Below are 24,890 nucleotides of genomic sequence, written 5' to 3'. Positions count from 1 at the left end.
CAACGATGGCGGACGCCAAGGTCATTCCGTTCGACGACGACCGGTCCCGGGGAAGCGCCGTGACGCGGCCGCCCCGGCGCCGGGGCGCGGGGAGCCGGCGCAAGAAGGCCGAGCCCGCGCCGGTCCGGGAGATCGGCGAGGTCGGGGAGGTCCAGCCCCTGCCCACCAGGGCGGCAGGGCAGGATGATGTTCTTGTGACGGGTGAGGAACAGGGGCCTGGGGACGGGGGCGGCGGTGGCCTGGAGCGGCGGATCGCGGGCGGCCTGTCCTTCCTGCGCCGGCGCCTCACGGGCGACTACGAGGTCGACGACTTCGGCTACGACGAGGAGCTCACCGACCAGGTCCTGATGTCCCTGCTGCGGCCGGTGTACGAGAAGTACTTCCGGGTCGAGGTGAAGGGCGTCGAGAACATCCCGGCCGAGGGCGGCGCGCTGATCGTCGCCAACCATTCCGGGACGCTGCCGCTGGACGGGCTGATGATGCAGGTCGCCGTCCACGACCACCACCCGGCGGGCCGCCATCTGCGGCTGCTGGCCGCCGACCTCGTGTTCGTGCTGCCGGTGGTCAACGAGCTGGCGCGCAAGCTCGGCCACACGCTGGCCTGCGCCGAGGACGCCGAACGGCTGCTGGGCCAGGGCGAGCTGGTCGGAGTGATGCCGGAGGGCTTCAAGGGCATCGGGAAGCCGTTCGGCGAGCGGTACAAGCTGCAGCGGTTCGGCCGGGGCGGCTTCGTCTCCACGGCGCTGCGTCAGGGCGCCCCGATCATCCCCTGCTCGATCGTCGGGGCGGAGGAGATCTACCCGATGATCGGTAACGCCAAGACGCTGGCGCGGGTGCTGGGTTTCCCGTACTTCCCGCTGACGCCGACCTTTCCCTGGCTGGGACCGCTGGGCGCGATCCCGCTCCCGACCAAGTGGACGATCCAGTTCGGCGAGCCGATCCCGACGGACGGCTTCCCGCCGGAGGCGGCGGAGGACCCGATGCTGATGTTCAACCTGACGGACCAGGTCCGCGAACAGATCCAGCACACGCTGTACAAACTGCTGGTGCAGCGGCGCTCGGTGTTCTTCTGACGGGTGGCCGGGGAGGGGCCGGGTGGCCGGGGCCGGGGTGGTGGGCCGCCGGAGGAGTCCGGCGGGGCTGTGCGAAGCCCGCGGAGCGGTGCGAGGGCAGCGGAAGACGCAGTCGAACTGCTGGTGCAGCGGCGCTCGGTGTTCTTCTGACGGGTGGCCGGGGAGGGGCCGGGTGGCCGGGGCCGGGGTGGTGGGCCGCCGGAGGAGTCCGGCGGGGCTGTGCGAAGCCCGCGGAGCGGTGCGAGGGCAGCGGAAGACGCAGTCGAACTGCTGGTGCAGCGGCGCTCGGTGTTCTTCTGACGGGTGGCCGGGCGTGGTGCGGGACCGGGTGGCCGGGGCGGCGGGCCGCCGGTGGGGGAGTCCTGCGCGGCTGTCGAAGCCCGTGGAGCGGAGCGAGGGCGGCGGAGGGAGAGGCCGAACTGCTGGTGCAGCGGCGGTCGGTGTCCGCCCGAGCGCCCTTCCAGGAATCTGCGGTGATGCGGACGCACGGCGGTGGGGGCGTTCCTTTCGAAGGGGAACGCCCCCACCGCCATGTGCCTCGCTAGCCCGCGTCCTCGCTGTCGATGCCCAGGCCGGGGAGCAGGCCGGGGAGGAGGGGCGGGAGGGTGACGTCGGGCCGGGTGCTGGGTGTGGTGGTGGTCGGGGCGGTGCCGCCGCTGTCCTTCGGCGGGTCGAGCAGGCCGCCGGTGTTGCCGCCGAGCAGCCCGCCGTCGTCTCCGGTTGCGCCGGAGGACGACTTGCCGGAGGCGCCGGGGGTGGTGCCGCCGTCCGACTCCTTGCCCTGGTGGGCGCCGGGGGTGGTCGAGCGGCCCGTCTCCGAGGCGCCGGTGGACGCCGGGCCGGAGCCTGGGCGGGCGCCGCCGCTCGGGGCGGGGGGCTGCGGCAGCAGGGACTGCAGCGGCGCGACCTCTTCGTCTATGGCTTCGAAGACCGACGAGACCTGCTGACTGACGTCTCCGAGCTGGACCGGCAGGCGGTCGCGCAGGGCGCCCCAGGCCTCGCGGTGCGAGCGGGTGAACGTGTCCAGGGCCTGGATGGGGCCCAGGGAGTGGGGGTCGCGCTGGTACGCCTCGTGGAGGAGGCGGTGGCCTTCCGTGGCGTCGTGCTGCATGCCGTTCAGGGCGCGGCGGACCTCGCCGAGGGACTCGTGGTCGAGGTCGCCGCTGCGGCCCCGTTCCATGAGGCGGCGGGCTTCGCTGAGCCGGGTGGAGGCCTGGTCGAGGTAGGTGCGACCGCGTTCGTCGTCGCCGTCGGCCAGGTAGGTGAGTTTGAAGTCCTCGATGCCCCGCTTCAGCCCGTAGAGCCCGTCGCCGGGGAGGGCGTCGGAGCTGGCTGCGGCGACGCCGCCGAAGGCGCCCGCCGCTACGCCGACACTGAGGCCGCCCGCGGTGAGGCCCTTGGCCAGCCGGGAACGCGGTCGCAGTTTGCCCAGGGGGCCTGCCCGGTGTGTGCCCTTCGCCCGGTGGGAGCGTTGCTCCGGCACCGAGGGTTCCGCCGCTTCGCCTCCCGCGGTGCCCGCCTGCAGCATGGCCTCCATGGCGGCGACCAACTGGGCCCGCTGGACGACCTTGACCTCGGGGTCGAGTTCCGGTTTGGGCAGCTCGGCGAGACTCGTGGCGAGGGCCAGCATGCGGCCCTGCCCGGTCTGGTCCGCAGCGGCCGGCGCCGGCGGTGATCCTTCGGTCTGCTCGGCCGCCGTGCCCTGGTCGGACTGGTCCTCCAGGGCCTGGGCGAAGGCGTTCGCCCGCCGGTGTGCCGATACGTTCGCGATCACAGGCGGCACCTCCTCTCGTCATGACGGTCGACTCCCCGGGGGGTCTGAGGGTTGCACGCCCCCGGCCGGTTCCACACGATCGGGTGATCGGGGTCGGCCAGGACGTGACCACAGGGAGCCTGTATCCCGCACAACGACTGGCGCGGCACTTGGGTTACGGACGGCGGATGATCGGATCGGGAAGTCAACGAACTTTCACTGAAAGTGAGTTGGGAATGGCTGACGGTAGCCTGCCGACGGGTCGGCTCAGCGGGCGTCTTCCGGCAGGAGGCGGGCGAGGGTGCGGACGGCCCGGTACTGGAGCGTCTTGATCGCGCCCTCGTTCTTGCCCATCACGCGAGCGGTCTCGGCGACGGAGAGGCCCTGCAGGAACCGGAGTGTCACGCACTCCTGCTGCTGCGGGTTGAGCCGGCGCACCGCGTCCAGCAGCGCGGCGTTCGAGAGGGACTCCAGGACGGAGTCCTCGGGTGAGCGCGCGACCTCGTTGGCGTCGAGCATCTCGCCGGTCGTCACTTCCAGCCGGAAGCGGCTCGACTTGAAGTGGTCGGCGACGAGGTTGCGGGCGATGGTGACGAGCCAGGCGCCGAAGTCGCGGCCCTGCCAGGTGAACGTCCCGATGCGGCGCAGGGCGCGCAGGAACGTCTCGCTGGTGAGGTCCTCGGCTGTCGCCTTGCCGCCCACGCGGTAGTAGATGTAGCGGTACACGGTGTCGCTGTACTGGTCGTACAGCCGCCCGAAGGCGTCGGCCTCGCCGGCCTGTGCGCGTTCGACGAGGTCCATCATCCGGGCGCTGTCGCTGTCGGCGGCCGGTCGGCGGGTGGTGGTCGCGCCGGTCGAGCGTCCTCTTCTGTTGACCGCGGCGCTGCCCTCTGCCAGTGCATAGCACGGGCCCGCCGGAGCGGCGGTGGCGAAGGCGGGGACGGCGTACACGGTGGGGACGAAGCCGCGCAACAGGTCCTGGACCGTAGCGACCGTTGTGCGCAGCGTAGCCAGGCCCGAGGTGTCAACCCCGACGTGTGGGTACACGGGACTCCCAGAGGCAGAGCTTCCATCACGTGCAGTGCGGAACCTTTCACCCGTCGTAGCGACGGGAGGGGTGCCGGATTGCGTCTGAGGAGAATAACGCTTCGTACAGGCCCTGCTACACCGAGTTGCTCAAATAGTCGATTGCGTCGCTTCTGTGACCTATTGGCGCTCGATCAAGTTACGCAGCATGAATGATTGTTGATCGAAAAGGTTCAAGTTTCGGGTCGGTCCAGGGCATGTTGTGGCTGTCCGCGGACAACGGGACTGCGTGTGGGGTTACGGGGGTACGGCCGTTGGATTGGCCGGGTTTGCTCGTGGGTGTGGAGTGTTGTCGGGCGGCATGACGGAGCGGCCGGGCGATTGTCGTACCGCCGCGGCCGCTCAGGGGATGCGCCTGCGCGTCTTCTCGTCTGCGTGCCCGCCGTGCCCGCCGTGCCCGTGTGTCCGCGGGCCCGCGCGTCTTCGTGCCCGCGGGCCCGCGGGCACGGCGGGCCGGTCCTACCGTCGTCGTCGGTGCAGCGCGATGGCCGCCGCGGTGCCGCCCGCCACGGCTCCCACGCCCGCCGCCGCCGGGATGCCGACCTTCGCGGCCTTGCGGCCCGTGCGGTAGTCGCGCAGCCGCCAGTCGAGGGTGCGTGCGTGCCTGCGCAGCTTGGCGTCCGGGTTGATGGCGTAGGGGTGGCCGACCAGGGAGAGCATCGGGATGTCGTTGTGGGAGTCGCTGTAGGCGGCGCAGCGGGAGAGGTCCAGGTCCTCCGCGGCCGCCAGCGCGCGCACCGCCTCCGCCTTCGCGGGCCCGTGCAGCGGCTCGCCGACCAGCTTGCCGGTGTAGACGCCGTCGACCGACTCCGCGACCGTGCCCAGCGCGCCGGTGAGGCCGAGGCGGCGGGCGATCACCTGGGCGATCTCCACCGGGGCCGCCGTGACCAGCCACACCTTCTGTCCGGCGTCGAGGTGCGCCTGGGCCAGGGCGCGGGTGCCCGGCCAGATGCGCTCGGCCATGTACTCGTCGTAGATCTCCTCGCCGATCGACATCAGCTCGGAGACGCGGTGGCCCTGCACGATCGACAGCGCCGAGTCGCGGGCCTCCTGCATGTGTTCGGGGTCCTCGACGCCGGCCAGCCGGAACCACGCCTGCTGCCAGGCGAAGCGGACCAGGTCGCGGGTCTCGAAGAACTTTCGTTTGTACAGGCCGCGGCCGAAGTGGAAGAGCGCCGCGCCCTGCATGACGGTGTTGTCGAGGTCGAAGAAGGCGGCGGCCATCGCGTCGCCGTGCACCGGGAACTGCGGTTCCCGGGGGGAAACGTCCAGGGCGTCCTGGGAGTCCAGGGCCTGGGTGGACTTGCGGGCTGCCTCCGCAGAGGCCTCGCCTGCCAACACGCTCCGCGCCGTGGCGGAGCGCCTACGGGGAGTGAGCCATCCTAGAGCGGCCATGGCGTGAGCATAGCCATTCTGTTCGGTGGTTCCGGAGCCGAGAGGTTCGGAGGAGGTGAACTCTCCGGGGCCCTGCCGTGGAAGAAGGGCGAGAATGGGGCTATGAGTCCCCTCTTTCGACGTAAGGCCGCCCCGGGCGGGCGGTCCGTCACCCTGATCCGCAAGTCCGGCTGCCATCTGTGCGACGACGCGGAGCGTGTCGTCGGCAAGGTCTGCGGGGAACTCGGCGTGTCCTGGGAGCAGAAGGACATCGCCGACGACCGGGAACTGCACGACCGCTACTGGGAGCAGATCCCCGTCGTCCTCGTGGACGGCAGGCAGCACACCTTCTGGCGGGTGGACGAGGACCGGCTGCGCAAGGAGCTGGCCGGCTGAGGAACTGACCGATCAGTACAGGGCGCGCCGAACGTCGCTTAGGATCGATGGTGGTTTGGTCGCGGGGGCGGGATTCACGAGGAGAGTGGCGGTTTTGCCCCCTGGAATGACGCGCGTGACCCCGGTCACGTTGGCCGGGCAAATCGGACACCATCTTTGTGCACGCGTTCACAAAGACATAGCCTGCTGTCGACGGGGCGGTCTGGGAACGTACGACCGCCCACAGCCCCGCTCTACCCGCAGGAGCACCGTGGCATCTGGCCGAACTCACCGACCGGCGACCCGTAGCCGAGGGATTCCCGAGGCCACCGTCGCCCGCCTTCCGCTGTACCTCCGTGCGCTGACCGGCCTGTCGGAGCGCTCGGTGCCCACGGTCTCCTCCGAGGAGCTCGCGGCCGCGGCGGGGGTCAACTCCGCCAAGCTGCGCAAGGACTTCTCGTACCTGGGCTCCTACGGGACGCGGGGCGTCGGCTACGACGTCGAGTATCTCGTCTACCAGATCTCCCGTGAGCTGGGGCTCACCCAGGACTGGCCGGTCGTGATCGTCGGCATCGGAAACCTCGGCGCGGCGCTCGCCAACTACGGCGGGTTCGCCTCGCGCGGCTTCCGGGTCGCGGCGCTCATCGACGCGGACCCCGCCATGGCCGGGAAGCAGGTCGCCGGGATCGCCGTCCAGCACAGCGACGGCCTTGAGAAGATCATCTCGGACAACGGCGTGTCCATCGGCGTGATCACCACCCCGCCGTCCGTCGCCCAGCAGGTCTGCGACCGGCTCGTCGCCGCCGGCGTCACCTCCATCCTGAACTTCGCGCCGACCGTGCTGTCCGTGCCCGACGGCGTCGACGTCCGCAAGGTCGATCTCTCCATCGAGCTGCAGATCCTCGCGTTCCACGAGCAGCGCAAGGCCGGCGAGGAGGCCGCCCTCAACGAGGCCGCAGCCCTCGCCGCGCCCGTCGGCCGGGCCGACTCCACCGACCAGGGACCGGACGGGGACGTGCCCGCCGTGATGCCGGCATGAGCCTCCTCGTCGTCGGACTGAGCCATCGCAGCGCCCCCGTGAGCGTGCTGGAGCGGGCCTCGCTGTCCACGGACGCCCAGTCCAAGCTGCTCCAGGACACCGTCGCCGCCGAACCTGCCGCCGAGGCGGCCGTCCTGGCCACCTGCAACCGGATCGAGCTCTACGCGGACGTGGACAAGTTCCACGCGGGCGTCGCCGAGCTGTCCACGCTGCTCGCCCAGCACAGCGGGGTCGGCCTGGAGGAGCTCACTCCCTACCTCTACGTGCACTACGAGGACCGCGCCGTCCACCACTTCTTCTCGGTGGCCTGCGGACTGGACTCCATGGTCGTCGGCGAGGGCCAGATCCTCGGGCAGATCAAGGACTCCCTGGGCCGGGCGCAGGAGCTGCACACCGCCGGACGGCTGCTGAACGACCTGTTCCAGCAGGCCCTGCGGGTCGGCAAGCGCGCCCACTCCGAGACCGGCATCGACCGCGCCGGGCAGTCCCTGGTCACCTTCGGCCTGGAGCAGCTGGCCGCCGGCGAGGACGTGCCGGTCTGGGCGCGGGGCAAGCGCGCCCTCGTGATCGGCGCGGGATCCATGTCGTCGCTGGCCGCCGCGACCCTGGCGCGCGCCGGGGTGGCCGAGGTCGTCGTCGCGAACCGCACCCTCGACCGCGCCGAGCGGCTGGCCCGGATACTTGCCGAGGCCGACGGCGCGCACGTGTCGGCCCGCGCGGTACCGATGGAGTCGGTGCCGGCCGAGCTGACACGTGCCGACGTGGCCGTCTCCTGTACCGGGGCCACGGGCCTGGTCCTGACGGCGGAGTCGGTCGCGGAGGCGGTCGAGGGCCGCACCGGCGCGCCCGCCGCTCTGGACGAGGACGACGCGCCGAGCGAGGCACGGCCGCTGCCGCCCGTCTCCGTCGGGAACGACGACAACTGTCCCCTCGACCTGGCCGCCGTGCAGCAGTCCGCCGTGCAGCAGACGGGGTTCTCCGTGATCGGGGAGGCCGCCGTCGCCGGCATGGACGCGGCGACGCTGGAGCAGCACGCCGCCTGGGTCGACAACGCCACCGTCGACCGGCGGCTCGCCGGCCGGCGCGGTCCCGAGGCCGACGCCGAGCTGATCGCCGCGCTCGCCGCGACCGCCGCCGCCGTCGGACGCATCCCCGAGCGGCGCAGGCCCGAGCAGGTCGCCCCGCTCGTGCGGCCGCAGCCCGTGCTCTTCCTGCTCGACCTCGCGATGCCGCGGGACGTCGACGCGGCCGCCCACCGGCTGGCCGGGGTGCGGCTGGTCGACATCGAGTCGCTCTCCGAGGCCTCCGCCGACGCGCCCATGGCCGCCGACGTCGACCAGGTTCGGCGGATCGTCGCCGACGAGGTCGCCGCCTTCGGCGCGGCACAGCGGGCCGCGCACATCACGCCGACCGTGGTCGCGCTGCGCGCCATGGCCGCCGACGTCGTGGCCGGCGAGATCGCCCGGCTCGACGGGCGGCTGCCCGGCCTGGACGACAAGCACCGCGCCGAGATCACGCAGACGGTGAAGCGCGTCGTCGACAAGCTCCTGCACGCGCCGACCGTCCGGGTCAAGCAGCTCGCGGCCGAACCCGGCGGCGCCGGGTACGCGGACGCGCTGCGGACTCTGTTCGACCTCGACCAGGAGACGGTGGCCGCCGTGTCCCGGGCCGAGGACAGCACCGAGAAGACATCAGAGAACCGAGGGCCGGCATGAGCGGCATGAGTACGAAGGCACTGAGACTGGGGACCAGGCGGAGCAAGCTCGCCATGGCCCAGTCCGGGCAGGTCGCGGACGCCGTGCGCCGGGTGACCGGACGGCCGGTGGAGCTCGTCGAGATCACCACCTACGGCGACGCCTCCCGCGAGCACCTCACGCAGATCGGCGGTACGGGCGTCTTCGTGACCGCGCTGCGCGACGCGCTGGCCAAGGGTGAGGTCGATTTCGCGGTTCACTCGCTGAAGGACCTCCCCACCGCGCAGCCCGAGGACCTGGTCCTGGCCGCCGTACCGGAGCGCGAGGACCCCCGCGACGTGATCGTCGCCAGGGACGCGCTGAAGTTCACCGACCTGGCCGCGTCCTCCCCGAGGGGGGTCGCGCGCATCGGCACCGGTTCGCCGCGCCGCGCGGCCCAGCTGAACGCGTACGCCCGCGTCCACGGGCTGGACATACGCACCGTGCCGATCCGCGGGAACATAGACACCCGCATCCGGTACGTGCACGACGGCGAGCTGGACGCGGTGGTGCTGGCCGCGGCAGGCCTGAGCCGCATCGGCCGCCTCGACGAGGTCACCGACTTCCTGTCGGTGGACACGGTTCTGCCCGCTCCCGGCCAGGGAGCACTGGCGATCGAATGCGCCGCGGACGACGCAGCGCTGATCGACGCTCTCGGCGAGCTCGACGACCCCTTCACCCGGGTCGCCGTGACCGCCGAACGGTCCCTGCTCGCCGCCCTGGAGGCCGGCTGCTCCGCCCCTGTGGGCGCGCTGGCCGACCTTCCCCCGCTCTCGGCTCCGTTCGAGCGGGGGACCCACCGGGCCGACGGGCAGATTGTCAACGAAATGCGCCTGCGCGGCGTCGTCGGGACCACCGACGGCTCTCGCATGGTGCAGCTGTCCACCACCGGTCCCGTGCCCGAGACGCACGACGGGGCAATGGCGCTCGGTCGCGAACTCGCCGCCGAGATGCTCGCCCAGGGCGCGGCCGGTCTGATGGGGGAGCAAGCACAGTGAGCCCCACCACCCTTCCAGCCGCTGGTCCTGCACACGGGCACGTCACCTTCCTGGGTGCCGGACCCGGGGATCCGGGACTGCTGACTCTGCGCGCCGTGGAGGCGCTGGCGCACGCGGACGTCCTCGTCGCCGAGCACGAGGTGCTCGACGTCGTGCGGACGCACGCCAGGCCAGGTGTTGCCGTCGTGCCCACGGAAGCAGGTCCTTCGCCGGACCCCCTCCCGGGCACGGGCACGCCTTTCCCGACGATAGTTGACGGCACGTCAACAACCGCTGAGGCACCCGCTGTGCGCGATGCCGCACATCTTGTCATGGAGGCCGCGCGGGGCGGCAGGCGGGTCGTCCGTGCGGTGTCCGGCGACCCCGGACTCGACGCGTACGCGGCGGAGGAGATGCTCGCGTGCGCAGCCGCCGGCGTTCCCTTCGAGGTCGTGCCCGGCATCGCGGCCGCCGTCGGCGTGCCCGCGTACGCCGGTGTGCCGCTGCGCGACGCGCAGGGCGCGGACGTCCGCTTCGTCGACGCACGCACCGCCTCGGACCGCTGCTGGACCGAGGTCGGCGCGTCCGACGGGACGGTCGTGGTGTCGACGACCCTCGACTCCGTGGCCTCGGCCGCCGGAGAGCTGGTCTCGGCGGGCCGCAAGCCCGACACCCCGATGACGGTCACCGTGGCCGGCACGACGACCCGGCAGCGGACCTGGTCGGCGACGCTCGGCACGATCGCGCAGACCTTCAAGCAGGCGAAGGTGCTGCCCTCGCCCGAGGGCGGCCGCCCGGTGATAGTCGTGGTCGGCGAGCGTTCCGCCCCCGCCCAGCGCGACCAGCTGGCGTGGTTCGAGTCCAAGCCGCTGTTCGGCTGGAAGGTGCTCGTGCCGCGTACGAAGGAGCAGGCGGTGTCGCTCTCCGACCAGCTCCGGTCCTACGGGGCCGTGCCGCACGAGGTGCCGACGATCGCCGTCGAGCCGCCGCGCACGCCCCAGCAGATGGAGCGGGCCGTCAAGGGCCTGGTCACCGGCCGCTACGAGTGGATCGCCTTCACGTCGGTCAACGCGGTCAAGGCCGTCCGGGAGAAGTTCGAGGAGTACGGCCTCGACGCCCGTGCCTTCGCGGGCATCAAGGTGGCCGCGGTGGGCGAGCAGACCGCAAAGGCGCTGATCGCCTTCGGCGTGAAGCCGGACCTGGTGCCGAGCGGTGAGCAGAGCGCCGCCGGTCTCCTCGAGGACTGGCCGCCGTACGACCCCGTCTTCGACCCGATCGACCGGGTCTTCCTGCCGCGCGCCGACATCGCCACGGAGACCCTGGTCGCCGGGCTCATCGAGCTGGGCTGGGAGGTCGACGACGTCACGGCCTACCGGACGGTGCGGGCCTCGCCGCCGCCGGCCGAGACGCGGGAGGCGATCAAGGGCGGCGGCTTCGACGCCGTGCTCTTCACGTCGTCGTCCACGGTGCGCAACCTGGTGGGCATCGCCGGCAAGCCGCACAACGTGACGGTGATCGCCTGCATCGGCCCGGCGACCGCCAAGACGGCGGAGGAACACGGGCTGAGGGTCGACGTCATGGCCCCCGAGCCGTCCGTGCTCAGGCTGGCCGAGGCGCTGGCCGACTTCGGCCTGCGCCGACGGGCCGCCGCGCTGGAGGCCGGTGACCCGGTCAGCCGGCCGAGCGAGCGGCGGCCGGGAGCGCGGCGACGTCGGGCGACGTAGTCGCCTCTTCGCGGTCCGCCCCGGGCACCTCGCCCTCACAGGCACCTTGTGCGCCCCGCCGTCTCTGCTGGAGACGGCGGGGCGTTCTTCATGAACAAGGACCGCAAAGCAGGAAGCGCTCCTGAAGCAGGCGGAGGAGATGGCGGAGAGCCTCGCCTGAACGTCTGGCAGGGCTCCCGTCCGGGGCGGACGAGCGGGAGCCCGGCCAGTGGTGACGTCAGCGGTCGGACGCGTAGGGCAGGAAGGCCGTCCAGGCGGTGGGGGCCAGGGTGAGGCGGGGGCCCTGGGGGCGCTTGGAGTCGCGGACCAGGATGTGGGCGGGGGCCGCGGCCACTTCCACGCAGTCTGGGCCTTCCGCGGTGCTGTAACTGCTCTTTATCCACTCAAGTTCACGATCGGCTTCGGCGGAGGGGATGCGCATCATGTGTCTCCCAGCACTTTCTCGATGAAGGCCAGTGACTCACTCGGTGTGAGAGCCTGCGCCCGGATGGTCCCATAGCGCATCTCCAGAACCTGCATGTGTTTCGGGTCAGTGATCACTCGACTGATCTCCTGAACTTCAACGTGCCCCACGGTGCCCCCTTCCCTGAGCCTGAGCAGCCTGAAGGAGCCGCCCAGACCGGAGTTCTCCTGGCGCTCCAGGGGGAGGACTTGCAGGTCCACATTGCGGAACCGGCCGATTTCCAGCAAGTGTTCGAGCTGGGCTCGCATCACAATCTTGCCCCCGATGGGCCGCCGGAGCGTCGACTCGCACTGCACGAAGCTGAAGAGGGGCCGCCCTGCCGACTCGCTCACGATCTCCTGGCGAGACATACGGGCGTTCACGCGCTGCTCCAACTCCTCGTCCATGAAGGGCGGCCGGCTACCGAGGTAGACCGCCCGCGCGTACTCCCTGGTCTGCAACAACCCGTGAATCACCGAGTTGTTGTACGCGCACAGCTCGACCGCGTCCGCCTCCAGCTTCTTCAGGTCCCGGACCTTCTTCGGGTACCGGACCTCCGCCAGGTCCTCCTTCAGCGCCGCGATCCTGCCGCCCGCCGCCAGGACCCCGTCCGCGCGGTCCAGGTACTCGGGACGGGGAATCCGGCGTCCCCGCTCCACGGAGGAGACCTGTTCCTCGCCGTATCCGATGGCCGCCCCGAACTCGGCCTGGGTGAGGCCTGCCGACTCCCGCCACAGCTTCAACTGCCGCTGGACGGTCCTCATCACCGCCCCGGCTTCCTCGTCGACCTCCGGTCCCGCGTCCCACTCGTTCACGTCCGCCGTCCTCCCGCCGCGCCCTTTTCTGTCCAACCCCGGATGCCTGCGCCCGGTCACCCCGTACGGCCCGGACGGAACCGGACGCCACACGGACGGACACCGTTCGCACGGGCCGCCATCCTTCACAGGTTACGTACGCATGGACACGCTGAGTGACGTGAATCAGCAAACCGTGAGCGCTCCGCTCCACCAGTTCTCCGTGCCCCTCTCCGCCACCCGTCGCGGAGCCCGTCTCGCCCGCCTCCTCGCGGCAGAGCAACTCGGCACCTGGCGAGTGCCGTTGGACCCGGCCCGGCTCATCGTCGCCGAACTCGCCGCGAACGCTGCCCTGCACGGTCACGTTCCCGGCCGGAGCTTCCGTCTCACACTCTCCGTCCCCAGGCCCGGAACTCTGCGCATCGAGGTCGCGGACACCCGGGGGGATCACCTGCCCGCCCGGGCGCGAGCGGGCGGCGACGCCCTCGCGGAATCCGGCTACGGTCTGCTGCTCGTCGAGGAGTCGGCCGACCGGTGGGGTGTGCGGTGCGGGCCGGTGCCGTGCAAGACCGTGTGGGCGGAACTGGATTTCGCCCCGTCCCGGTGAACTCCGTGCCGGAGCCCGGAAATACGGGACCCGGTGAGAGGGACGCCCGTGCTCCGGGCCGTAAAAGACTCAAGAAACCGGGTAAAAAACCCTTCCAACCAAACCAAACCCCGCGTTTGTCACTCGGGTGGGTGAAACGGGCCGTTGTGGCTGGCGTGGGCGTCGTCCCACCGTGCAGGCTCGGCACGGACGACCCCACACATACTTCGGCCCCCGCCGGGACTGCCATCCCAGTGCGAGGGCCTGACCGACGAGGAACGGAACCTTCCCCTTGGCTGTGACAAAGCCTATCCCTGCCCCGCGCCCGGCACCGGGCCTTCGGCGGAGTGCCACCCACTCCGGTGTCACCCACGTACGTGCGTACCAGTCGAGCCACTACACGGTCATCGGCAACCACCTCGCCCAGCATCGGGCGTTGTCCCTGACCGCGATCGGGCTGGCCGTCCACATCCTGTCGCTGCCGCAGGGCGCCCCCGTCGACATCCGCAGCCTCGCCGACCGCTTCCCCGAAGGGCGCGACCGTATCGCTTTCGCGCTGCGGGAGCTGGAAGCGCACGGCTACCTGGAGCGGGTGCGCGAGCGCACGGACGGGGGCCGTTTCGTCACCCGGACGTACGCGCACAACGCCCCGGGGCTCACCCGGAGCCGGGCGGAGGCGCCCGAGGTACGGGACGAGCCGGTCGCCGTCGCGGAAGTGGCAGGAGCCGAGGGGACGGACGACTCCGTGCCCGAAAAGCCTTCGTCGGCGCCGTCCGAACCCTGCGAGCAGGAATCGTTCAGCAGCGAACACCACGACAAGGCCTCCGCCCTGCTTGCCGGACTGCGCCGTACCGACGACCGCTTCACGCTCTCCCGGAAGGACGTGGAACGCCTCATCCCCGCCGTCGTCGCCTGGTTCGACAACGGCGCCTCCCGGGCCGCCGTGATCCACGCCATGACCGACGACGTTCCCGTCCTCCTGAAAGCTCCCGCCGGGTTCCTCGCCCACCGGCTCCGGGAGGGGCTCCCGCCGCCCCTGCCGCCCCTGTCACCTTTCGCGGCACCCGGCGAGGACCCTCCTCCCGCACCGGTGGCGACCACGCCGGAGCCCTGGGCCGACCGGTGGACGGACTGCGAGGGCGACTGCACCCGCGTCCTTCCCACTGCGGGGCCGGAGAGAGTTTGTCGCGACTGCCGTGCCCGCAGAGCGGCGACGGCCCCTGTGCCCGCCTCCGCGGCCTGAACCTCTCGCGGGGAACGGCCGGATGTTTCCCCGCGGCCGCGGAACCCGACCCGACACTCACGCCCCCGAGGTAGCAACCCATGCCCGACGACGCGACCCACTGCGCCTACGCACGCGTGTACCGAGTCCTGCTCCAAGCGGCCGACGACCTGGAGACCCTGCGGCACGAAGGTGCTGAGGTCGGTGTGGAACCCCATGCCGGTGCCGCGATGATGGCGGTCAGGCTCGCCTCGGCCGTGCTGTTCCCCGCCGTGCCCTGCCAGACACCGCCCTGGTCCCAGGACACCGACCGGCTGCTGGACCTTTGTGTCAACTGGCGTGACGCAGCGTTCAGGGTGGGTGAGTTCGCGCCGGTGCCCGCGCTGCGGATCGTCACCGACGAGAGCGGCGGCGGGGGCGTCCGGTCGGCGTCCACGTGAGGTCGGGACGGCGACGGCCCTCACGGCCGGAGGTGATCGTGAAGGAGGTACCTCGCGCGCCCCGCCGTCTCCGCCGGAGACGGCGGGGCGCTCCCGGAACAGGGCGCTCTCAGGGCGGGGTGTTCTCAGCGGAAGGTCGGCGTCCCGACGACGGGCGGCCCGGGCCGGCGGCTCCGCGTGTGCCGCGTCACCGCGGGTTGTCCAGCATCCGCTGGAACGCCCGGGCGTGACCGGCTTCGTCGGCGGCGTTGTGGCGGAACAGGCGGGCGGCCTTCTGGTCGCCGACGGCCTCGGCGCGGCGGGCGAAGGCGGGGTACATGACCTCGGCCTCGTAGCGTTCGCCGGCAATGGTCTTGGTCAGGTTCTCCCGGGTGGTCCGGACCAGCCCGTACAGCTTCGCCTCACCGGCGAAGTGCTCGCGCAGTTCGATCCCGGCCGTCCCCCGGAACAGGCGGGCCAGGGCGGGGCGGCCGTCGGCGGCGGCGTGCTCGGCGTAGAGGGTGTAACGGGCGTGGGCGAGGGCCTCGCCGTGCATGGCGGTGTCGAGATTGGCCAGGGTGCGGGCGGAGTGGACCTGCGGGTCGCCGGCGGGGACCTCTACGGGGTCGACGGGCGGCGGGGCGGGGATGCGGCCGCGGCCGGTCTCGACGACTTCCAGTGCCGCGCGGAACCTCGCGAGGTGCTGGGCCTCGTCCTTGGCGATCTCGGTGAACAGCTCGGCGGCGTTGTCGTCGCCGTCGGCCGCGGCCTGCCGGGCGAACGTGGGATACATGACATTCGTCTCGTAGGTCTCGCCGGCGATGGCGGCGCGCAGGTTGTCCGTGTCGGAGCCGACCACACCGGCCAGGGCGGCCTCCTTGCGGAAGTGCTCGTTCAGTTCCACCGAAGCCGTCTTGCGGTACAGCCGCGCGGTGGCCGGAAGGTTCTCGCGGTCGGCCTGGGCGGCGTAGAACGTGTACGAGGCGTTGGCGTACGCCTCGCCGTGCATGGAGGTCTCGAGGTCGGCGAGGGTCTGGGGGTTCAGTCCGGCCGTGGCGGCGGGGCCGGAGACGCCGCCGTGCGGTACGGACGGCACGGTGGCGGATGCGGGGCAGGTGAGCGCCGCGGCGGCAGCGGCGGTGGACAGGCATGCCAGTGCGGCTCTCAGGGCGAAGCGTTTCATGGGGTTCCTTGGTCGGAGGTTGTCGGCCCCCCTGGGGAATCCCAACACCTCCCGGGGGAGGGTACGAGCGGGGATGGGCCATCGGCCCCATCGCCGGCGTGACGGTTCACCCGGTCGGCAGTCCCGCCCGGTCGCGTCGGTCGTCCCGGCCGGTTGCCGTCGTCGGCTCGTCGACCGCTGCTCGGCCGGGCGTGGTCCCCGTCGGCGGCGTGTCGCCCGGGGCGTCGGTGGACGCTCCGGGGTTCACGCGGCGCGCGGTGAGCGCCGGACCCTTCTACGGTGGCCCCATCTGACCGCCGAGTCCGGAGCCGGTATGGGAACGACGACGATCAACGGGGTCCCGGCGCATCCGCTGTGGGTGCATGTCGTGGTCATACTGGTGCCGCTGTCGGCGCTCGCTCTGGTGGTGTGCGCGGCGTGGCCCGCGGCGATGCGCAGGGCGGGGGTCGTGCTGCCGCTGCTGGCCCTGGCGGGGCTGGCATCGGTGCCGCTCGCGACGGACGCCGGTGAATGGCTGCAGGAACGGGTGCCGGAGACCGCCGCCGTGGAGCGTCACACGGAGATGGGCGACGAGCTGCTGCCCTGGAGCGTGGCGATCTTCGTGCTGGCGCTGGTGCTGTGGCTGCTGCACCGCGGGGTGCTGAGCCGCTTTCTGCCTTCCGGATCGGGCGGCGGGTCCGGCTCGGGCGGCGCGTCCGGACCTGGTGCCGCGTCCGGATCGAGCACCGTGTCCGGATCGGGCGGCGCGTCCGGATCGGCGGGTGGGCTCGCTTCCTCCCGCGTGATCCTGGTCGTGGGCACGGCGCTGGCCCTGATCGTCGGGGCCGGGGCGGTGGTGGAGGTGTACCGCATCGGTGATTCCGGGGCGAAGGCCGTCTGGCACGGATTCTGATCCCGCTCCGACTCGGCGTCGGCAAAGGGGCTGCCGGGGCGGGCGTAGCGTAGGAGTCATGTCGAAGTACGGATCCTTTCCCGGTACGCGTCCTCGGCGGCTGCGCACCACCCCTGTCATGCGGCGCATGGTCGCGGAGACCCGGTTGCACCCGGCCGACTTCATCCTCCCCGCCTTCGTACGGGAGGGCGTGAGCGAGCCGGTGCCGATCCAGGCGATGCCCGGGGTCGTGCAGCACACGCGGGACAGTCTGAAGAAGGCCGCGCTGGACGCCGTCGAGGCCGGGGTCTCCGGGATCATGCTGTTCGGTGTGCCGGAGGAGTCCAAGAAGGACGCGCTCGGGACGCCGGGGACGGATCCGGACGGGATTCTCCAGGTCGCCATCCGGGACGTCCGCGCCGAGGTCGGGGACGACCTCCTCGTCATGTCGGACCTGTGCCTGGACGAGACGGTCGATCACGGGCACTGCGGCGTGCTGGACGAGGAAGGGCGCGTCGACAACGACGCCACGCTGGAGCGGTACGCGGAGATGGCGCAGGTGCAGGCCGACGCCGGAGCCCACGTGGTGGGGCCCAGCGGGATGATGGACGGGCAGATCGGGGTCATCCGCGACGCGCTCGACCAGATCGGGCGCGAGGACGTGGCGATCCTCGCCTACACCGCCAAGTACTCCTCCGCCTTCTACGGGCCCTTCCGCGAGGCGGTCGGGTCCTCGCTCAAGGGCGACCGCAAGACCTACCAGCAGGACCCGGCCAACCTCCGTGAGTCGATGCGCGAACTCGCGCTCGATCTGGAGGAGGGCGCGGACATGGTCATGGTCAAGCCGGCCGGCCCCTACCTCGACATCCTGGCCCGCGTCGCGGACGCCGTGGACGTGCCGGTCGCCGCGTACCAGATCTCCGGCGAGTACTCGATGATCGAGGCCGCCGCCGAGAAGGGCTGGATCGACCGCGACCGGGCGATCTTCGAGACGCTGACCGGCATCAAGCGGGCCGGGGCGCGGAACATCCTCACCTACTGGGCCACCGAGGCGGCCCAGAAGCTGCGGTAGTCACCAGCTGAGCGCGTCGTCCCGGTCCTGCTGCCAGTACGTCACGGTCAGCGAGCTGTCGTAGTAGACGCCCTTGGCGGGCAGGGACGGCGTCGCGGACGCGCCGCCGTCGCTGTTCGGGGTGTACCCCTGGAAGGCGACGGTCAGCTTCCTGGCCGTCGTGCCGCCGTCGCCGCTGCCGTCCGCGGCCGACAGCAGGACGCCCGCGTACCCCGACTCACCGGGCGCGAGGGTCGTCACCGCCTGCGGCTGGGTCTCCTCGGCCGCCTGCGGCGCCCACTGCATCTGGTCGAAGCGCAGGACGGGGTAGTAGGTCAGGTCGCACGTCCGGCTGCCGGTGTTGGTGACCGTGAGCAGCATGTGGTTGAGCGGGCGGACGACGGTCTGGGCGGTGACCGCGGTGTTGGAGCCGTTGCACAGGACGCGGGTCGCGCCGACCGCGGTGTTCGCCTTGCCGGACGCCTTGCCGGACGTCCCGGCGCCCGTCCCGCCCGCCGGCTTGCCTCCCGTCCCGCCGGTCGAGGCGGTGGAGTCCGTGGAACCGCTGGAGCCCTTCGGATCCGTCGTGCTCTTCGCCGGGATCGCGCCGGTCCCCGTGCTGGTCCCCGTGCCGGTGCTGCCGTCGGCGCCCGGTGCCGGCTGCGCCCTCGTCGCCGAGGCCGGCTGCGACGCGCCCTCGTCCTGTACGCCCGTCCCGTTGTCGCACGCGGTGAGGGCGAGGGCGGTCAGAGCGGTGAGCGCGAGCAGGGGGCTGGTGCGGCGGATACGCATGGTCAAGTCCTCTTCCGGAATGCCGTGTTGAAAGGGTGTGCTCGATGACCAAAGCTTGTGGGGGCATCCGTCCCGTCCGCCACGACCAGCGGACGATCTGGGACGCTGGAATGTCTACAACGGGTTTGACCTGCGAAGACAGGACGTACCTGGAACGCGGGAATGGGACGGGGAGTGGGGAACGGTGTCTGCGAACGAGTTCGCCGAGCTGCTGCGGATCTTGAAGGAACGGTCCGGGCTCAGTTACGGGACGCTCGCCAAACGGCTCCACATGAGTACGTCGACCCTGCACCGGTACTGCAACGGGGATGCCGTCCCCGCGGACTACGCGCCCGTCGAGCGGTTCGCCCGGCTCTGCAAGGCCTCCCCGCAGGAGCTGGTCGAACTGCACAGGCGGTGGGTGCTGGCGGATGCGATGCGGGGGAGGAGGGCAGCCCCGGTGGAGACCGCGGTGGACGTCGTCGCGGAGGCTGCCGCGGACGCCCCCGCCGACGGGACCGCCGCGCGCACGGCGGATTCGGACGCGGCGGGCGGGCACACGGGCGGGGAAACGAGCGCGGAAACGGTACCGGTAACCGCCCTCGGGGAGAGGGCCGTTGATGCCGATGCCGATGCCGATGCCGATGCCGATGCCGATGCCGATGCCGATCCCGATCCCGGTTCCGGGGAGGGGAGGACGAGGGGCGCCGGGGCCGGGGAAGGCGGCGGGGCGGGGGCGGAGCGGACCTCGCATGCGGGTCCCGTCCGTCGTGGCCGCCGCGCCGCGGTCCTCGCCGGGGCCGGTGTCGTGGCCGCCCTGGGCTCTGTGTCCCTGGCGCTCGCGCTGACCCTGTCGCCCGGTGGCTCCGGCGGCTCCGGCGGATCGGGCGGATCGGGCGGATCGGGCGAGGGAAAGGGCGGCCGTGCGGCAGGAGCCCCGGCGTCCGTGCGCGGGCGGGGAGCGGAGAACACGTCCTCGCCCACCGCGTCCGCGACGCTGCCGGCCTCCCCGTCGGCCTCCCCGTCGGGCTCTCCGTCGGCCTCTCCGTCGGACGCCGCCGGAACGTCCGTCACCGGAGGCGGCGCGCGGCCGGGGGACGACGACGCCGTTCCGCTGAGGGTCCGCGCCCGTCCGTATGCCTGGGTGGATCCCTGCAGCCAGCACTATCTGATCGACCGGGGGCCGGAACAGGTCGGGCCGCCGCCCGGCGAGCCGGACGCGCCCGCATGGGTGGCCCGGCACCGGGCGGTGTCCGCCGGGGAGCAGTTCCTGCAGCTCACCGTGCAGGGGACCGGCGAGGAGACCGTCGTGGTGGACAGCCTGACGGTCCGGACGGTCTCCAAGGCCGCGCCCCTCGCCTGGAACGACTACGCCATGGGCTACCCCGGCGTCGGCTGCGGCGGTGGCCTGCCGAAGCGCACCTTCTCCGTGGCTCTCGACGCGATGCGCCCGGCGCTGGTGCCCGAGGCCGGGGAGGAGGACTTCCCGTTCACGGTGAGCGAGTCCGACCCGGAGGTCTACTACGTCAGCGCCGACGCCTCCGCCTACGACGTGCGCTGGTACCTGGAGCTGTCCTGGTCCAGCGGTTCACGGCACGGCACGCTGCGGATCGACGACGAGGGCGATCCGTTCCGGACGAGCGGTGAGAACGGGCGGCCCCGCTACGAGTTCCCGTTCGGGGGTTCCGCGTGGGAGCGGGCGGGAGCGTCTTCGGCGCCGTAGGAGTCCACGGCGTTCGCGTCGAAGCCCGTCGGTGCGCCGGAGCGAGTCAGCGTGCCGAGCCCCTCGGCGTGCCGGAGCCGGTCACCGTGCTGGAGCCCGACGGGCCCTCGTCGCGCAGTCCCTGGCCGTCGTGGCACCCGGTGAGGGCGAGCGCCGCCGCGACGGTCAGCACCGCGGCGAGCAGCCGGCCCCGACGCCGGACGCCGTGCCGGGCGGTGTGCCGGACGCCGTGCCGGGCGGTGGTCACGGCGCGGCGGCGGGTGGGGGGAGTGGGGCGTGTGGACATGAGGCAAGCCTGTGCCGTTCGGCCGGTGGCCTTCCACACCCACCGCGCAAGTCGGGACGCCCGCCCTGTCCCATGGCCTCCGACCTGCGCAGACGGCGCCTGCCTGGGAAACGATGTGGGACGCCCGAGCGCTCCGTGAGCCGTCGGGGGAGGCGGTCCCCGGGCCGAGAGGGCGGCCGGTCTGCACGCCCCCCGTCTCTCCGCGGGCGGCAGTTCTCCGGGCGCGAGGCTCGGCCGCGATCCGAAGGACCGGCCGGTGTGGTCGAGTCCTCCGGACGCGTTGCTGCGATCGGCTCAGGACTTCCGCTCGCCGGAACCGCGGCGCTCACGGCCGGAGGCGCCGACGGTCCGGTTCTCGCCGCCGCTCTTGGCGTCGGCGTGATGGGTCAGAACCTTCATGATCTCCGAGGCCAGCGCCTCGGCCAGGGCGGGGGCCAGGGACTCGGCCAACGCCGTCGCGAGAGTCTGCGCGAACAGCACGCGTTCCAGATCCGAGGACGGGGAGGGCTGCGGGTTCGACAGCGACGCCATGGCCGCCTCCACCAGCGCTGCCGCCAGCGGGTCCTTTCCGAGCCTGCCACTGGTGCCGCCGTGCGGAACTCCGGCCTCGCGCACCATTTCCTCGAAGACCTCGTCGATGAAGGCCTCCAGAGGATCCCGTTCCGATTCTCCGCCGGACTCAGCTGCCATTGTGGTTCCTTAACGTCATCGATTTTCTTACGGGACCTGCCCTCCGGTGGGGCGATCACGACGATCGCGGGTCCGGAGGGCAGGGACAGCCACGTCCTAGCGGCGCATCAGCGCGGCCAGGAGCAGCGGGTGCTCGATGAAGGAGTCCTGACCGCGGTCCTCGCGGCGGCGGCGCATGAGCGCGGCCAGGAGGAGCGGGTGCTGGATGATGGACTCTTCCCCGCGCTCCTCGCGGCCGCGGCGCATCAGGGCGGCGAGCAGCAGCGGGTGCTGGATCATGGACTCCTCCCCGCGCTCCTCGCGGCCACGGCGCATCAGCGCGGCGAGCAGCAGCGGGTGCTCGATGATGGACTCCTCCCCGCGGTCCTCGCGGCGGCGGCGCATGAGCGCGGCCAGGAGGAGCGGGTGCTGGATGATGGACTCTTCCCCGCGCTCCTCGCGGCCGCGGCGCATGAGCGCGGCGAGCAGCAGCGGGTGCTCGATGATCGGTTCTTCTCCGTGCTCCTCACGACGGGCCAGCATGGCCGCCAGCAGGAGGGGACCGATGGCGGATTCCTCCCCCGCCTCTTCCGAGCCGACGCCGGCCTTCTCCTGCGTGGGGGTCTCCGTCGTTGCCGTCATGTTCTCCTCTTTCGTTGGCACACGACTCGGCGGAGTACCCGGCGCTCAGGCCAGGGCGCTCCGCCCTTACGTCGCCATCGTCGAGGCGTACGACGCCCTTCGCATTTCGATCTTGACCCGTTTCGCCCAGCGCCGGCGAAGCCCGAGCAGGCCACGGCAACGGCGACGGCTCCGGCCGGCGGGCCCGGACCGGGGGCACAGGCGTGATCAGGAAGTGGTCGAGGACATGAGGCCCCGGGGCCTCGTCAGTCCCACCAGAAGGACCAGGCGTGCTCTCCGATGAGCTGCTCGGCGTAGGCCGCCAGGTCTCCCGGGCCGCGCAGGACGTTGTCCGGGCAGAACGCGAAGTGCTCGGCGGCCACGGCCGTCGCCTCGGCGAGCGTGGCGGGCGGGGCGGCGACGGAGAGCACGAGCACGTCGAAGCCGAGTCCGACGACCCGTATGCCGAAGCGGTCCTCCCAGGAACGCAGGACCGCGCACAGCCGAGCGGTGTCGGTCTCGTGCTGTGCCGGCCCCGTCCAGCCGACGGCCGCGGGGACGTCCGCGCTGCGGCGCGCCGGGACCAGGGCGAGGTGGGGAGCGGTGAACCAGGAACGCGCCTCGTCCGCCAGGGAGTCGGCGACCTGCGCGGCGCGCGCGTCCGGGTCGGAGGCGAGGGTGAGCCCGTCGGCCAGACCGGGCCACTCCTCACCGGTCGCCGCGCACTCCTCCCAGTACTCCACGAGCACGTCCTCGGCGTCGTGATCGCCCGGGTACGACATCTGCGCCGGCATCAACTCCCATTTCCCGGGCCCGCCTTGAGCGCCGCCCAGGTCGACGAGCACCGCAAGGAGCCCGGCCCGCGCCGAAGGCCCCCCGAGCGCGTTCCAGTTGCCCGGCGAGGCCGACCGCTCCGCGTGCCACAGCAACGGCTCGTGCCACGGGCCCTCGTCGGTCGTGTCGATCAGCCTTCCGGGCGGGAGCTGGAGCCCGAGGGAACGCCCGCTCGGGTCCGACGCGAGCTTGGGCAGCGGGTTGGGAAGAGTCGCCATGCCGGTGACTGTACGGGTGGGCACTGACATCGAGGCCGACGTCAAGATCCCGCAGGCCGCCCGGACTTGGCCGGTCCCTGCGGCGCCGGTCTCTGCGGTCCCGCCGCTCCCACCGGTCCCGTCCGAGGCGGCGGCCCGGCCGGTCTCCCGGCGCGCGGGCGGGGCGACGGCGGGACTGCTGAGCCGGGAGAGCGCTGCGGCCCGTCCTCCCCTCGGGGAGGACGGGCCGCAGCGCTCGAGCCTGGGCTCAGAGCCGCTCGGGCGTCCTGATGCCCAGCAGCGCCATGCCCCGCTGGAGGGTGCGGGCCGTGAGGTCGACCAGGAACAGCCGGTTCTCCACGACCTTGGGTGCGTTGTCGGGCGACAGCACGTGGCACTGGTCGTAGAACGTCGTCAGGTGCGAGGCCAGCTGGTACAGGTAGGCCGCCAGCTTGTGCGGGGCGTACTCCGCCGCCGCCTCCGCCACCGTCTCGCCGAACTGGTCCAGGTGCAGGCCCAGGGCCCGCTCCGCCGGCGCCAGTTCCAGCTCCGGGCGAGCGGACGGACGGGCCTCGCCGGCCTTGCGCAGGATCGACTGGATACGGGCGTACGCGTACTGCAGGTAGACGGACGTGTCGCCGTTCAGCGACACCATCTGGTCCAGGTCGAACTTGTAGTCCCGGACCGCGGACGTGGACAGGTCGGCGTACTTCACCGCGCCGACGCCCACGTACCTGCCGTTCTCCTCGATCTCCCGCTCGGACAGGCCGACCTTCTCCGCCTTGTCCCGGACCACGGCCGTCGCCCGGTCCACCGCCTCGTCGAGGAGGTCGACCAGTTTGACGGTCTCGCCCTCACGCGTCTTGAACGGCTTGCCGTCCTTGCCGAGGACCGTGCCGAAGGCCAGCTGGTGCGCCTTCACCTCGTCGTTCAGCCAGCCGGCCCGCCGCGCCGTCTCGAAGACCATCTTGAAGTGCAGCGACTGCCGGGCGTCGACGACGTAGAGGAGCGTGCTCGCCTTGATGTCGAAGACACGGTCGCGGATCGCCGAGAGGTCCGTCGCCGCGTAGCCGTAGCCGCCGTCGGACTTCTGGACGATCAGCGGGACCGGGTTGCCGTCCGGGCCCTTGACGTCGTCGAAGAACACGCACAGCGCGCCCTCCGAGCGGACCGCCACGCCCGACTCCTCCAGCAGCCGGCAGGTCTCCGCCAGCATGTCGTTGTAGCCCGACTCGCCGACGATGTCCGCGTCCCGGATCTCCATGTCCAGCTTCTCGAAGACGGAGAAGAAGTAGATCTTCGACTCGTCGACGAACTTCTGCCAGATCGCGAGGGTGTGCGGCTCGCCCGCCTGGAGGTCGACCACCCTGCGCCGGGCCCGGGTCTTGAACTCCTCGTCCGCGTCGAACAGCCTGCGCGCGGCCTTGTAGAGGCGGTCGAGGTTGGACATCGCCTCCTCGCCGCTGACCTGGGCGTCCTTGTGGTCCAGCTCGTGCGGGTGCTCGTCCAGGTACTGGATGAGCATGCCGAACTGGGTGCCCCAGTCGCCGATGTGGTGCCGGCGGACCACGCTCTCGCCGGTGAACTCCAGCATCCGCATCGTCGCGTCGCCGATGACCGCGGACCGGAGGTGACCGACGTGCATCTCCTTCGCCACGTTCGGCTGGGCGTAGTCGATGACCGTCGTGCCCGGCTGCGGGGCGTGGGGCACGCCGAGGCGGTCCGCGTCCGCGTACCGGGCCGCCAGGTTCTCGGTGATCGCCCTGTCGGTGATCGTGACGTTCAGGAAGCCGGGGCCCGAGACCTCGATCTCCTTGATGACGTCACCCGTCACCACGTTCGCCACGACCTTCGTCGCCAGCTCCCGCGGATTCGCCTTCGCCTTCTTGGCCAGCGCGAGGATGCCGTTGGCCTGGAAGTCGGCCCGGTCGCTTCGGCGCAGCAGCGGGTCCGCGCCGCCGGCCTCCGGCAGGGTGGCCGAGAGGGCGGACGTCAGGTGCTGCTCGACGGAGTGACTGAGGGACGTGACCGGGGCCATAGGAATGGGTGCCGTTCTCCTCGTGGGCGGGATGGGCACGCCCAGTATC

The 24,890-nt window shown here is 71.9% G+C and carries 24 protein-coding genes; 12 read left to right on the top strand and 12 right to left on the bottom strand.

From position 1 onward, the window contains the following. The first annotated feature begins 5 nt into the window (after positions 1-5). Positions 6-1,073 (top strand): lysophospholipid acyltransferase family protein, encoded by a 1,068-nt coding sequence (locus tag IE239_RS29510; RefSeq protein ID WP_190152465.1) that lies wholly within the window; start codon positions 6-8, stop codon positions 1,071-1,073. Between the two features lie 541 nt (positions 1,074-1,614). Here IE239_RS29510 and IE239_RS29505 read toward each other — a convergent pair. The 3 genes from IE239_RS29505 to IE239_RS29495 all read right to left on the bottom strand — a co-directional run bounded on the left by IE239_RS29505 (position 1,615) and on the right by IE239_RS29495 (position 5,307). Further along, complete coding sequence (locus IE239_RS29505; RefSeq protein WP_190152464.1) at positions 1,615-2,847, bottom strand: DUF5667 domain-containing protein; 1,233 nt, start codon at positions 2,845-2,847, stop codon at positions 1,615-1,617. A 246-nt stretch (positions 2,848-3,093) separates the two neighbouring features. Further along, complete coding sequence (locus IE239_RS29500) at positions 3,094-3,873, bottom strand: ECF subfamily RNA polymerase sigma factor, BldN family (RefSeq protein WP_190152463.1); 780 nt, start codon at positions 3,871-3,873, stop codon at positions 3,094-3,096. Between the two features lie 498 nt (positions 3,874-4,371). Beyond that, the gene (locus IE239_RS29495) at positions 4,372-5,307 is read right to left on the bottom strand and encodes an HAD family hydrolase (RefSeq protein WP_190152462.1); all 936 of its coding nucleotides are present in this window, start codon (positions 5,305-5,307) and stop codon (positions 4,372-4,374) included. Between the two features lie 102 nt (positions 5,308-5,409). Here IE239_RS29495 and IE239_RS29490 point away from each other — a divergent pair, with 102 nt between their 5' ends. The 5 genes from IE239_RS29490 to IE239_RS29470 all read left to right on the top strand — a co-directional run bounded on the left by IE239_RS29490 (position 5,410) and on the right by IE239_RS29470 (position 11,134). After that, a complete protein-coding gene (locus IE239_RS29490; protein WP_190152461.1) occupies positions 5,410-5,682 on the top strand; it encodes a glutaredoxin family protein in 273 nt (90 codons plus the stop codon). A 250-nt stretch (positions 5,683-5,932) separates the two neighbouring features. Then, positions 5,933-6,700, top strand: a complete 768-nt coding sequence (locus IE239_RS29485; protein WP_190152460.1) for a redox-sensing transcriptional repressor Rex — start codon at positions 5,933-5,935, stop codon at positions 6,698-6,700. Continuing rightward, entirely contained in the window at positions 6,697-8,415 is a 1,719-nt protein-coding gene (locus IE239_RS29480) for a glutamyl-tRNA reductase (protein ID WP_190152459.1), read from the top strand. Before IE239_RS29485 ends, IE239_RS29480 begins: the two co-directional genes overlap by 4 nt. A 5-nt stretch (positions 8,416-8,420) precedes the next feature. Beyond that, on the top strand, positions 8,421-9,431 hold the full coding sequence (gene hemC, locus IE239_RS29475; protein ID WP_190152458.1) for a hydroxymethylbilane synthase: 1,011 nt from the start codon (positions 8,421-8,423) through the stop codon (positions 9,429-9,431). Continuing rightward, positions 9,428-11,134 carry a bifunctional uroporphyrinogen-III C-methyltransferase/uroporphyrinogen-III synthase gene (locus IE239_RS29470; RefSeq protein WP_190152457.1) on the top strand — a complete coding sequence of 569 codons (1,707 nt, stop codon included), beginning with the start codon at positions 9,428-9,430 and terminating at the stop codon, positions 11,132-11,134. The genes hemC and IE239_RS29470 overlap by 4 nt, the downstream gene beginning before the upstream one ends. Before the next feature lie 217 nt (positions 11,135-11,351). Here the strand turns inward: IE239_RS29470 and IE239_RS29465 are convergent, their stop codons facing one another. Both IE239_RS29465 and IE239_RS29460 read right to left on the bottom strand, forming a co-directional pair. Then, positions 11,352-11,555 (bottom strand): DUF397 domain-containing protein, encoded by a 204-nt coding sequence (locus IE239_RS29465; protein WP_373308164.1) that lies wholly within the window; start codon positions 11,553-11,555, stop codon positions 11,352-11,354. Then, entirely contained in the window at positions 11,555-12,391 is an 837-nt protein-coding gene (locus IE239_RS29460; RefSeq protein ID WP_190152455.1) for a helix-turn-helix domain-containing protein, read from the bottom strand. The genes IE239_RS29465 and IE239_RS29460 overlap by 1 nt, the downstream gene beginning before the upstream one ends. A gap of 142 nt (positions 12,392-12,533) precedes the next feature. Between IE239_RS29460 and IE239_RS29455 the strand changes: the two genes are divergently transcribed. From IE239_RS29455 to IE239_RS29445, 3 genes are all read left to right on the top strand, one after another. Beyond that, complete coding sequence (locus IE239_RS29455) at positions 12,534-12,977, top strand: ATP-binding protein (protein WP_190152454.1); 444 nt, start codon at positions 12,534-12,536, stop codon at positions 12,975-12,977. A 415-nt stretch (positions 12,978-13,392) separates the two neighbouring features. Further along, entirely contained in the window at positions 13,393-14,199 is an 807-nt protein-coding gene (locus tag IE239_RS29450) for a helix-turn-helix domain-containing protein (protein WP_229878382.1), read from the top strand. 80 nt (positions 14,200-14,279) lie between these two features. Further along, positions 14,280-14,618, top strand: a complete 339-nt coding sequence (locus IE239_RS29445) for a hypothetical protein (RefSeq protein WP_190152452.1) — start codon at positions 14,280-14,282, stop codon at positions 14,616-14,618. Between the two features lie 187 nt (positions 14,619-14,805). On the opposite strand, the gene IE239_RS43025 is transcribed toward IE239_RS29445, so the two are convergent. Next, positions 14,806-15,780, bottom strand: a complete 975-nt coding sequence (locus IE239_RS43025) for a rubrerythrin family protein (protein WP_268254541.1) — start codon at positions 15,778-15,780, stop codon at positions 14,806-14,808. A 313-nt stretch (positions 15,781-16,093) separates the two neighbouring features. On the opposite strand from IE239_RS43025, the gene IE239_RS29435 reads away from it, so the two are divergent. Together IE239_RS29435 and hemB are read left to right on the top strand one after the other, a co-directional pair. Continuing rightward, a complete protein-coding gene (locus IE239_RS29435; protein ID WP_190152451.1) occupies positions 16,094-16,672 on the top strand; it encodes a DUF2231 domain-containing protein in 579 nt (192 codons plus the stop codon). 58 nt (positions 16,673-16,730) lie between these two features. Continuing rightward, positions 16,731-17,723 carry a porphobilinogen synthase gene (gene hemB, locus IE239_RS29430; RefSeq protein WP_190152450.1) on the top strand — a complete coding sequence of 331 codons (993 nt, stop codon included), beginning with the start codon at positions 16,731-16,733 and terminating at the stop codon, positions 17,721-17,723. Here the strand turns inward: hemB and IE239_RS29425 are convergent, their stop codons facing one another. Further along, positions 17,724-18,494 carry a DUF4232 domain-containing protein gene (locus IE239_RS29425; protein ID WP_190152449.1) on the bottom strand — a complete coding sequence of 257 codons (771 nt, stop codon included), beginning with the start codon at positions 18,492-18,494 and terminating at the stop codon, positions 17,724-17,726. Between the two features lie 184 nt (positions 18,495-18,678). On the opposite strand from IE239_RS29425, the gene IE239_RS29420 reads away from it, so the two are divergent. Then, positions 18,679-20,196 carry a helix-turn-helix domain-containing protein gene (locus IE239_RS29420; protein WP_190152448.1) on the top strand — a complete coding sequence of 506 codons (1,518 nt, stop codon included), beginning with the start codon at positions 18,679-18,681 and terminating at the stop codon, positions 20,194-20,196. A gap of 46 nt (positions 20,197-20,242) precedes the next feature. Here the strand turns inward: IE239_RS29420 and IE239_RS29415 are convergent, their stop codons facing one another. The 5 genes from IE239_RS29415 to argS form a co-directional block, all read right to left on the bottom strand. After that, complete coding sequence (locus IE239_RS29415; RefSeq protein ID WP_229878381.1) at positions 20,243-20,482, bottom strand: hypothetical protein; 240 nt, start codon at positions 20,480-20,482, stop codon at positions 20,243-20,245. 294 nt (positions 20,483-20,776) lie between these two features. Next, positions 20,777-21,172: a hypothetical protein gene (locus tag IE239_RS29410; protein WP_190152447.1), complete on the bottom strand. Its 396-nt coding sequence runs from the start codon at positions 21,170-21,172 to the stop codon at positions 20,777-20,779. A 96-nt stretch (positions 21,173-21,268) separates the two neighbouring features. Next, entirely contained in the window at positions 21,269-21,793 is a 525-nt protein-coding gene (locus IE239_RS29405) for a hypothetical protein (RefSeq protein WP_190152446.1), read from the bottom strand. Positions 21,794-22,038: 245 nt separating this feature from the next. Continuing rightward, positions 22,039-22,824, bottom strand: coding sequence for a DUF4253 domain-containing protein (locus IE239_RS29400; RefSeq protein ID WP_190152445.1), 786 nt, complete (start codon positions 22,822-22,824; stop codon positions 22,039-22,041). A gap of 247 nt (positions 22,825-23,071) precedes the next feature. Continuing rightward, complete coding sequence (gene argS / locus IE239_RS29395; RefSeq protein WP_190152444.1) at positions 23,072-24,841, bottom strand: arginine--tRNA ligase; 1,770 nt, start codon at positions 24,839-24,841, stop codon at positions 23,072-23,074. Positions 24,842-24,890: the final 49 nt, after the last annotated feature.

The sequence above is a fragment of the Streptomyces humidus genome, assembly GCF_014649655.1.
Taxonomy (GTDB): Bacteria; Actinomycetota; Actinomycetes; order Streptomycetales; family Streptomycetaceae; genus Streptomyces; species Streptomyces humidus.
Note: the sequence above shows the minus strand (reverse complement) of the source record. Positions and strands in the feature narration are given on the sequence as shown.